The 10,132-nt window shown below is 49.9% G+C and carries 12 protein-coding genes; 9 read left to right on the top strand and 3 right to left on the bottom strand.

Annotated elements, in window-relative coordinates; genetic code table 11:
* Together AACZ40_RS25975 and thpR are read left to right on the top strand one after the other, a co-directional pair.
* Window positions 1-240 (top strand): hypothetical protein (locus tag AACZ40_RS25975; protein ID WP_339676447.1); only part of this gene is annotated, 240 nt, incomplete at its 5' end.
* Between the two features lie 41 nt (window positions 241-281).
* On the top strand, window positions 282-854 hold the full coding sequence (gene thpR / locus AACZ40_RS25970) for an RNA 2',3'-cyclic phosphodiesterase (RefSeq protein ID WP_291175718.1): 573 nt from the start codon (window positions 282-284) through the stop codon (window positions 852-854).
* On the opposite strand, the gene AACZ40_RS25965 is transcribed toward thpR, so the two are convergent.
* The 3 genes from AACZ40_RS25965 to hisH are packed head-to-tail and all read right to left on the bottom strand — an operon-like array spanning window position 835 to window position 3,152.
* Window positions 835-1,737, bottom strand: a complete 903-nt coding sequence (locus AACZ40_RS25965) for a DMT family transporter (protein WP_291175721.1) — start codon at window positions 1,735-1,737, stop codon at window positions 835-837. The two genes, thpR and AACZ40_RS25965, sit on opposite strands and share 20 nt — an antisense overlap.
* Window positions 1,738-1,770: 33 nt before the next feature.
* Window positions 1,771-2,511 (bottom strand): 1-(5-phosphoribosyl)-5-[(5-phosphoribosylamino)methylideneamino]imidazole-4-carboxamide isomerase, encoded by a 741-nt coding sequence (gene hisA / locus AACZ40_RS25960; RefSeq protein WP_291175724.1) that lies wholly within the window; start codon window positions 2,509-2,511, stop codon window positions 1,771-1,773.
* Between the two features lie 35 nt (window positions 2,512-2,546).
* Window positions 2,547-3,152, bottom strand: a complete 606-nt coding sequence (hisH, locus tag AACZ40_RS25955; protein WP_291175727.1) for an imidazole glycerol phosphate synthase subunit HisH — start codon at window positions 3,150-3,152, stop codon at window positions 2,547-2,549.
* A gap of 342 nt (window positions 3,153-3,494) precedes the next feature.
* Between hisH and AACZ40_RS25950 the strand changes: the two genes are divergently transcribed.
* From AACZ40_RS25950 to AACZ40_RS25920, 7 genes are all read left to right on the top strand, one after another.
* The gene (locus tag AACZ40_RS25950) at window positions 3,495-3,884 is read left to right on the top strand and encodes a DUF2513 domain-containing protein (protein WP_291175730.1); all 390 of its coding nucleotides are present in this window, start codon (window positions 3,495-3,497) and stop codon (window positions 3,882-3,884) included.
* 124 nt (window positions 3,885-4,008) lie between these two features.
* Window positions 4,009-4,908, top strand: coding sequence for a toll/interleukin-1 receptor domain-containing protein (locus AACZ40_RS25945; protein WP_291175733.1), 900 nt, complete (start codon window positions 4,009-4,011; stop codon window positions 4,906-4,908).
* 582 nt (window positions 4,909-5,490) lie between these two features.
* Window positions 5,491-5,904, top strand: coding sequence for a hypothetical protein (locus tag AACZ40_RS25940; RefSeq protein ID WP_291175736.1), 414 nt, complete (start codon window positions 5,491-5,493; stop codon window positions 5,902-5,904).
* A gap of 97 nt (window positions 5,905-6,001) precedes the next feature.
* The gene (locus AACZ40_RS25935) at window positions 6,002-7,081 is read left to right on the top strand and encodes a hypothetical protein (protein WP_291175738.1); all 1,080 of its coding nucleotides are present in this window, start codon (window positions 6,002-6,004) and stop codon (window positions 7,079-7,081) included.
* 427 nt (window positions 7,082-7,508) lie between these two features.
* Window positions 7,509-8,495, top strand: a complete 987-nt coding sequence (locus AACZ40_RS25930) for a DUF1559 domain-containing protein (protein WP_291175741.1) — start codon at window positions 7,509-7,511, stop codon at window positions 8,493-8,495.
* Window positions 8,496-8,563: 68 nt separating this feature from the next.
* Window positions 8,564-9,082, top strand: coding sequence for a hypothetical protein (locus AACZ40_RS25925; RefSeq protein ID WP_339676440.1), 519 nt, complete (start codon window positions 8,564-8,566; stop codon window positions 9,080-9,082).
* 242 nt (window positions 9,083-9,324) lie between these two features.
* Window positions 9,325-9,945 carry a DUF4272 domain-containing protein gene (locus AACZ40_RS25920; RefSeq protein ID WP_291175745.1) on the top strand — a complete coding sequence of 207 codons (621 nt, stop codon included), beginning with the start codon at window positions 9,325-9,327 and terminating at the stop codon, window positions 9,943-9,945.
* The last annotated feature ends 187 nt before the right edge of the window (window positions 9,946-10,132 follow it).

Below are 10,132 nucleotides of genomic sequence, written 5' to 3'. Positions count from 1 at the left end.
ACCAAACCTGCCGAGAAACCGGCGACTACAGAATCCGCAAAACCGACAGCAGCGCCGGAGAAAAAGACCTCGAACAGCGGACACAACAAGGGGTCGCAGCAGAAAAAACCGCAGCAGCAACGCAAACGAGCTGGTAAACAAGGTCCGCCTCCCAAACTGACCGATGAAATGAAAACCGGAGAACAGCCCCTGCAGGGCTTTGATCAATTGAAAGCACTTTGGAACCAGAAGAAGAAATAGGCAATCGCTTATTTCCCCTCTGCTGCTTCCCCCTGAGAATCATGATGCACAGTAATCAACGCACGCGAACATTTATCGCCGTCCCCATCCAGCCGCCCCGTGGTCTGAAAAAATTAATGCCCCGACTCGAAAAGCTGGCACCGGCTGTCAAACCCGTCGATGTCGAACAGATGCATATCACGCTGAAGTTCCTGGGACCGACGGAAATGGAAGACATCATGCCCGTCAGCAGAATCCTGAAAGAAATGCGCAGTCGCTTCAAACGGATCAAACTGGCTTTCAAAGGATTAGGCGCCTTTCCCCGTGAAGATCATCCCAACGTCATCTGGGCCGGCATCTCGGATGCCAGTGCATTGCTGGAAATGGTCGAATACCTGGAAGAAGAAACCGAAAAACTGGGTTACCCCCGCGAGCGGAAAGGCTTTCATCCCCATCTGACCCTGGCCCGCGTCAAAGCCAAACCCTCGGAAGATCTGTTTGATATCCTGCGGGATCGCAAGAACGCCGAGTGGGGTGAAGTCAGCGTGGATACCATCAAGTTTTTCCAGTCCGAACTCAAAACACCACAGGCCCGCTACCACGAAATGCAGACGGTCAAACTGCCCCTGCGTTGACAGGCTTCGGCAGAGGCTTTGGTCGGAAGAACAGAAACCGGACGAGCAGCCCCAGAATGATCAGCGCACAACCAACGAGCGTATGCAGGGAGACGGTTTCGCCCCAGAAGAGCCAGACCCAGATCGGGTTTAGAATGGGTTCGGTCAGCACCAGCAGCGCCGCTTCCTGCGACTTGACCGTTTTGACCGCGTGAGAGAAAACCACGTAAGGCGTTCCCATCTGCACGACCCCCAACAGCGCAATCAGAGACAGCTGCAGCCACGTCAATCGGATTCCCAGTGAGAGGACCCAGGGAGCAATGATCGCCGCGGAGACCAGTAGACTGAGTGCGACCAGCCACGCCGGATGTTCATCACGCAACACGCGAAAAAAGATCACGACCAGCGCGTAGGAAATGCCGCTGAGCAGGGCAATCAGGTTGCCGGTGAAGTTTTCACCCGACCAGTCGCCGACCACAATGCAGAAGATGCCCACCAGCACAATGAACATGGCGAGAATCGAACCGGCTTCGATGCGTTCCTTGAGAAAGATCAGTCCGAACAGCATCGCCCAGACCACGCTGGTATTCTGCAGAAAGATCGTAGCGGCAGCGGAAGTTTTCGTCATTGCGGTCACGAACAGGAAGTTCATCGACGCAAACGCGATCAACAGCGGAATCAGACCGGGACGCCAGCGAACGTATCTGAATTTCACGAAAGGCAGCAGAAACAGCCCGGCAAAAAACGCACGATAGCAGGCAAGGATCAGCCCACGATCCGCTTCGGGAATCGACTGAAACGGCGGAGACTTGATGAATACGCCGCTCAGACTCCAGAGTACGGATGCCAGCAGCACCAGCAGCCGCGCACGGAACAGTTTTGCCTCGTCAACGTCTTCCGTCATTGCCTGTGTTCCGGTCCTGTTCTGCGGAAAAAGTTAAGAACCGGCGGCTTCAATGGCGGTGGGAACTTCGATGGTCCCCTCGTACAAGGCGCGACCGATAATCGCTCCCACCAGTCTGGGTTGGGCACGACTGACTTCTGCCAGGCGCGAGACATCCTTCAACGTCGTCACGCCGCCGGACGCGATCACGGGCAGACCGAGTTCGGCCAGCGAAATCATATCCTGAATCGTCGCTTCATCCACGCCCTGCATCATCCCGTCATTGGCGATGTTGGTGTAGATGACCGCCGCCAGCTCAACGTCGACATATTCTTTCGCCAGATCGATGGCGGACGTTTCGGAAACATCCAGCCAGCCTTCGGTGGCAACTTTGGAATCGCGGGCATCCAGTCCCAACGCCAGACGACCGGGATAACGCTGCACCATCTGTTTGAACCACTGCGGATCTTTGAGTGCCTGGGTGCCGACGATCACGCGGTCAATGCCCACATCATCGAGCATCAGCTGTATGGAAGCTTCATCGCGAATGCCGCCCCCCATCTGGCAGGGAACCGAAACCGCTTCCACGATCTTGCGGACGACTTCGTGGTTGACGGGCTGCCCGGCTTTGGCGCCGTCGAGGTCCACCAGGTGCAGACGCTGCGCACCGCCGTCGGCCCAGCGACGGGCCATTTCGGTCGGATCATCGCCGAAAACGGTTTCCTGTCCGTAATCGCCTTGTCGCAGACGCACGCATTTGCCTCCCCGGATATCGATGGCGGGCAGTATTTCCATAGCTGAGCTGACTTTCTTTTCGCTGATGTGTGTAATTAAAAGGAAGCAAAATTCTGCAGGAGTTTGAGTCCCGCATTCTGACTTTTTTCGGGGTGAAATTGCGCGGCGACAATATTATCGCGGGCGACCATCGAAGCAAAGCGGCACCCGTATTCGGTATAGGCGGCGACATCCTCTGCGTTATCGGGAGCCACGTAGTAGCTGTGTACAAAGTAGAAATGCTCGTGCGCGGGTACGCCTGCCAGGATCGGGTGTTCGGCGGTTCGTTCAATCTGGTTCCAGCCCATGTGGGGGATCTTCATATCGGGTTGATCTTCAAAACGAACGACCTTGCCGGGGATAATGCCCAGCCCCTCGTATTCGCCGTCTTCGTAACTGACATCAAACAGCAGCTGCAGCCCCAGGCAGATCCCCAGAAAGGGTTTGCCGGACTGAACATGTTCCAGAATCGGTTCGACCAGCGACTGATCCTTGAGTGCCTGAATCGCATCGCGAAAGGCACCGACGCCGGGCAGAATCAGTTTGGAGGCCTTCGCAATTTTCTCCGGATCAGCGCAGATGACGGCTTCCGCTCCGACCTTCTCAAAGGCCTTCTGAACGCTCCGCAGATTCCCCATTCCATAATCGACAATAGTAATCATAGTGGTTTCTAAATTAAGGTCTCAATTTTCTTCGCGCATCGACTCAGAGCTGACACTTCTGAACACAGCAAAGTTCAGTACGAGCGACCGATTCTAGTCTCTCAAACCATATTTGTGAATGATGCCCGCAAAAATGACTGATTCAGCGGTTTTATGGCAGTTTGACCTGAGCTGAATAATTTTTCTGTGTACGCAAGCCCTGGCCAATTCCGGTTGACACTATACAAAATGCTGGTAGATTGAGACGGAATTATTTTTGTCGATCAATTGTTATTTCCAAACCAGTTACACAATGACCGCCAACCGGCTTTTACATTCAGATACCCGCACAGGAACCATCGCATGAAACGCGATATGAATCTAATCCGTGAGCTACTTCTGTTCTACGAGAGCGATTGCACCCTGCCATATCCAGCCGCGAACAGCGAAACCATCGATCAACACATAATCTGGCTGATTGAGGCTGATCTTATCGCCGGACGCCTCGCTAATTCGTCTCCCAGCGGCAGCCCACGGTCCTTCTACCCAATTGATGGTCGTGTGATTGAAAATGATGAGCGTCAATGCATATATTTTCCTCTCACATGGAAAGGTTGCGACTTCATAGCCGCTGCGAGAGACGATACACGATGGAACAAGACCCTTAATGTTGTCGGTAGTTTCACATTTGAAGTCATTAAAACATATCTTCAAGATCTCATCGTGGAGTCAGTTCCCGGTTTGAAAAACTGATCAGCCACAAAGAATCAAAAAATGCACGCGGAGTTGTCATCCGGGTTGAATTTAAAATCCACGTCGCTGGCATCAGTCCAGTGATTTTAGTCGTTATGCAGCAACATCGAAATGGACCACAAAGGTGCGACTCAAAACCGATAAATACTGCGAAACTCTGTTTGCCGACGGCACTGAGGTATTCGCCGAAGATGGAGACGTCTTTGATCTGATTGCCGCGGATCACGGCGACATACTCCTGTCGGAAATTCCCATTGGCATCCAAGTTCAACTCTGCAATCGCGTCATTGGATCGTCAGGGGAATTGTGCACACGGTCCACACATGCAGTATTTGGAAACTCTGCTGATCACGGTCTTTTTGCACATATTTCTACCCCCTTCTTTCTTCCAGCAGAAAATTCGAACGGCGATATCCTCCGAGACTATTTCGAGAACGCGGTAACTGCTGGCCGGCTCTCTCTGTCACCTTTGCAGGAAGCCAATCGTGTCATCAGCCTTGAATCCAGTATTTACGACGACAGCGCATTCGTAAGTTGCACCATCACGATAAATGATCAGGCAATTCGTGATGCAGAGGCCTTTATGACAGAAATCGATGGTCGCATTGCGGGTGCATACGAACCTCCGAGCCTTTTTCTATGTCATGCTTCTGAGGACAAACCATTTGTCGATCGGCTCGCTCATGAACTTGACCAACGAGCACTATTTGCATGGTATGACAAACGCGAGATTCTCGTCGGCGACAGCATTGTCGAAAAAATTAATGAGGGGCTAAAATCAAGTGACTACCTAATTGCAGTCTTGTCACCGCGATCTGTTACCAAGCCTTGGGTTGTTCGTGAAATGAGTTCATCATTAATGCGTCAGCTTGGCGACAAAGGAATTCGCATTCTGCCATTGGTCGTTGAGAGCTGTGACATTCCCCCATTATTTGTTGACCTGAAGTATGCTGACTTCAGAACGTCCTTTGATGATGGTGTGCGAGAACTAATTGCTGCGATCAAATCCACGAAAGCAACATAACAGAATCATACGGACTCTGTGACTCTGCTCTAAATAGGTTTTTCTGAAATAATTCCGCTTCGTTCAAGTTATGACTCCAAAATCATGCGAAAACAATCATTGGGACTGCGAAACCCAGACGAAATCCCAGTCGCTGGTTCCACGCTTCGCGAACTCATGTCTGAAAATATTACTGTGGATCAAGCCAGAATCGATTTACAGGGATTGGGAGATCCTGGCAACCTGCTACTTGAAGATGACGAGGTTTGGCGATTCAGGACTCCACCTTGGACATGGTCTACTATGTCAGGGGTTGAGGGTGTCGTTGTGCTTCGAGACGGCCTCGCTGCTCATTGGCTTGTAACTCGTATGAACTAACAATCGACATGGCTTCGTGAATTGAAGTGGTCATGATGCGTGATCTTGATAGAAAGGAGAAGATTAACGTCCGCTGTCATGCCGATCTTCCCTGATTAATCTTTCCATGGATGCAAGCCCTGTCCAATTCCGGTTGACACTAAACAAGATGCTGGTAGATTGAGACGGAATCGATTCTGTCTATGATACGGGTATTCAATAAGTTATCGACTCAGAACAATGATCATGTTTCGCAATCAAATTCTCGCTCTAGCTTCACCCGCCGATGTGCAGATCAGCTTATTTCCACAAGGAGTGTGTATTGGTGATGAATTGGTGTCTGACTTTGATCATCACAAAATGGAATTTGTTACGAATCACGAAGTAACAACGGAGCAGTTAGAGGCAATCGAAGCACTGGACCAATTTCTTACGGAATTGTCCGGTCCTCACAATGAAGTATTCTGGTGTGATCCCGAGCCGCTAAGAGATGATCCACGGTGGGATCGTATTCGGGACTTAGCAGGAGCCGTATTACGGTGCTTTAATTGGAAGTACTCACGGCCTGAAAAAGATGGCGCAACTTACATCTTTGATGATCACGTTGAAATAAATGTAGAGGATCTTGAGAATAACCCCGCCAATGACACAGGCCAATGAAGGTGACACCTTCTATTCCCGTGGTTTACCGGAGGGACAAGTTGGGGGCCTGTCCACAACGGACTCAACTCTCAACCACCACTACAAGGAAACACAAATGAAACGGCTGTCTGCCTGCTTCTCAGTTCTCACAATCTCGACCACTTCCAGTGCCTGTTCGCAGACATCAGAATCCGTCAACCATCCACAACTATCACGCTGCCCGCAATGGCTGTGGATGGTCGCAGTCATGTCCGGTCTTCTTCTTTTACCCGTTGGCAGGGCCGCTCAATCGGGTCAGAAAGCAGCAACTGAGCAGGCAGAACCCGAACATCGCCCGACCGAATCAGACACGCTTCCGTTGGGTCTTCCTGATCCGGAAAAGCCGGTCACCACTCCGAAGCTGCTCTATCTTGCCTGGCAGAAGGACGGGGTTCGTTCAACCGGAATGTCAATTCCCAGCATGCTCTGGACTCCAGATGGCGAGATTTTGAGTCAGGAAAAGTCAGATGAAATTCTCAAGCGAGTAAAATCCTTCGATGTCCATTGGCGCCAGGAAGACGACCTGCCACCACTGAGCATGATATTTCAGGTTGACGGTCGACTGACTATCTCGCCCGTCCTGCCAACAGTAATCACCGCCGATGAAGATCGACACACGATGGCCTCGACGGTCAACACCCCACGAAAAGGACTGATCGTGTCTACCGCTGCGCCTTATAAGAGCGCTCTTGCGCAATGGCCAGAGGAAATCTCACTGGAGATCAAATACCCTGTTGAAAACATGATTATCGTCAAAACATTGAAAAACATTCCCGACGAGCCGGTAAAAATCGCCGAAGGGGTCACCTGGTATCTCGACCCGAAACGAGCGAGGGAAAGGGACCCTGATACACGCAAAATGCAAATCGCCTACGATAAAACGGCAGCCGTGTTACAGTTGAACAGGGAAACCGCTGATAAGCTGACGCAATACGAGTGCCGTGTCTACCTGCGTGGTCACAAAAAACCGTTACGGGGACTCTATTCGACCATCATCGAACCTGACGGACAACAATACCACATCCGCGTTTCCCAGTCGTTCGGACAGAAACAGGACATCGAAAAAATCGAGATAATCCGCCAGCGTCACAATACGAGTCTCATCAAAAATATCCCGCTCAAGTTGCAATTACTGCCAGAGGGTGATGAGAAATGAGTGCCCAGGCAGTACGCACAAGTTTAAAAAATGACAGTACCATTCGAGTAATGCCCCATTTGGGGTCTTCTGGACATTTCTGTCTCAATAGAACCGTTTATAGTGAATCCAAGCTGATTCTCGTTGTTTTTCTAAAATGCTAAATGGAATGCTTTGCAGCAAAAAAATGTTGAATATCCAATAAGTGTAAGTTAATCTATTAGCTACTGCCTGCTGAAGATTACGCAGATAATCAATGTCGAATCTTCTTTCAAGCTACCCCTCTAGTATGTGGTGGACTGGCATGCTTCGTTTTTCGTGAATTCGTCAATTGAGATGAGAGCGATTCAAAGCATGACTGTTTGCTGTCCATGCCGCCTCCTCGTTGATGTCTACTCGGGAAAATATCTATTTCCAGATCTTTTCTAGTGCTCAGAGGAGTTTAAGGATGTCAAAAGTAAAGTACCGTTCTGCATTTACGCTTATTGAACTATTGGTGGTGATAGCGATTATTGCTATTCTGATTGCTTTACTTCTGCCTGCGGTGCAGCAAGCCCGGGAAGCAGCAAGGCGTTCCACCTGCAAAAACAACTTGAAGCAGATTTCACTGGCACTACACAATTATCATGATACTCATCGGGTGATGCCATCTGGAATCATTGTCAAAGGGTACGTAAATGGGACTTGTAATCCCGCTTCGCCCTCTGGATTTGATAATGCAGGAGCCAACTGGATGGTAATGATTTTACCATATATGGACGAGGCGAATCGGTACAATTCATTTAATTTCAATGCTCACTTTACACCGATTTTCAAAATAACGGCGGGTGTGCCCGCACCTTATTCAGGCACATTATCGATCAATTCAACCGAACAGAACCGAGCACTTTCTAAATATCAGTGTCCATCAGATCCTCGCTCTTCAGCTCACACTGCTAATAGTAATTATTTCGCTGTCATGGGTGGGGGAGCTCGTCCCGCTACAGGAACAACAATGCCGTGTACTGCCAATGCAGCCGGACGAGTCTTCTTTGATAGTGGGATGTTTTCAATTAATACCAGTAGAAGATTCCGGGATGTCATTGATGGTACAACCAATGTCTTCATGCTTGGCGAAAGCAAATATATGAATACGAAGGAAATGCGTCCTGCTGCCTACAATACCTGGGCATCAGGTCCCCATGTCAGCGGTGGAAACTGGGTGATGCACAGTGCGGTTGCCGCGATGACCGATCAAATTAATAGTGTCGCAGTTCCTGTAAGTGGCTCCTGGGATATTGATGGACGCCTCTTTGGCAGCGAACATGTCGGGGGCTGTCACATGTCAATGGTAGATGGCTCCGTGCATTTCTTCAGTGAGAATACTGATATCACCCACTTAAGGCAATTGGCAAATCGTGCAGATGGATTGCCTGTGGGAGGCCTCGGCCAATAATTACCCGATGCTCTTGCCAGCGTTGTAGAATACGGAAAGAGTACCCACACCTGCTCTGAAGCAAGGGCGTGTTTAATGCCTGGCTCACAGTCCCTACTGAAACGCTTGCCCAAAGTAAGACAGTAAGGACTGTTTTTTCACAAACAACATATAGCTATTTATGCAGGACTGATATGAAAGTTTTAAGTCTAATTACGATGTTAACTTTAATCTCTCTCGGCTGTGGTGAGGGAGAAGCGGATGGACCAGAGAAATATAGTCTGTCTGGTAAAGTCACTTTCGCTGGGGAGCCAGTCCCGGTTGGGGAAATAATCCTGGAACCCGATTCTACCAAAGGAAATTCCGGACCTGCTTCAGTTGCCATGATCAAGCAAGGCCAATATGCCACTGAAACAGGTAAAGGGATTATAGGTGGACCATATATCGTACGAATCTCAGGAAACGATGGCGTCTCTGTCACCCTACCAGATGGAATGCAACTTCCCGAAGGCAACCAATTATTTGGTTCGTATGAAACAAAAGTTGATCTCCCTAAACAAAAAACGACGCAAGATTTTGAGGTACCATCTGCTGATGCAAAGAAATAAAGTGAGTGTACTTTTTATCTGGGATGATTCTCACATCCCGCACTAATCAGGTCTTTTTCCAATGTCCTGCTCTCTCCATGACGCGGTAGTCAAATCCCAGAGCTATCTTGCGGAAGGCAAGATGAGGGTGGGCGACATGGAATCTCAAAAGGATCCAGGAACCGATTTCTGTTTGAAACTCTCCCCTTTATAGTTAATATTGAGACGATTCACTCCCATTCCAATTATGTGACAAGGCCAGCATGATCAAAACCAGACAATGGGCCGCATCGCATGGCATCGACGTAGCAGATTCGCTGCCGGCCATCGCGGACTACGACGAACCGACTCCCCGTACGTCACAGGAAATCGCCATTCGAACAATAATTCTGCATGCGATCGCCGCGACTGGTTACGGCGTCGATCCGGAACCAATCGCCGAATGGCTCATCGAGCAATCGATCTGGCAGTATGCATCTCCCGCTGAACAGACGCTAATGAAATCAACCGCCTCGACGGACGATGAACTCAGCGAAGCGCGCTGGCGTCAGGAGGCGCAATGGGCATTGCTCTGGGCGATCAATAAGGTCCATTCGCTGGGTCTGCCAACACAAACCTGTGATACAGGTTCCCTGGTAGATGACATTATGCCCGGACGTGGTGAATCCATCGAGCCATTCGTATCATCCGCACGACTGCGGCTGCCCGGTGAAATTCTCGCGGAGAATGATCGTACTTACAATCTACACTGCTATGCTCGTCCCGCGATCCGCGAAAGTACCCTGCCAGGTGATCTGATTTATCCCGTTCTTTTCCAACGACACTATGCATTCGAGTGGCTGACCGGCGATGACCAGTGGGACGAGGTGCAAACTGACACATAGCAATAAAATGCAGCGAAAGATGAATCTATCATAGAGTTGGAAAATGAATAAGTGGAGCGACTGGAAAATTGCTGTAAACCCCATCAGCCGCGGCTAATACTATCATATTAATAAACCGGGGTTAACGCCTAATTGAAGTTCCCCAGAAATAGTGGGCGCTGGGTTTAGGTTATACTGCCTGCTCATA

Source organism: uncultured Gimesia sp., from assembly GCF_963972345.1.
Lineage (GTDB): Bacteria > Planctomycetota > Planctomycetia > Planctomycetales > Planctomycetaceae > Gimesia.
This window is presented reverse-complemented; position numbering and strand designations above follow the sequence as displayed.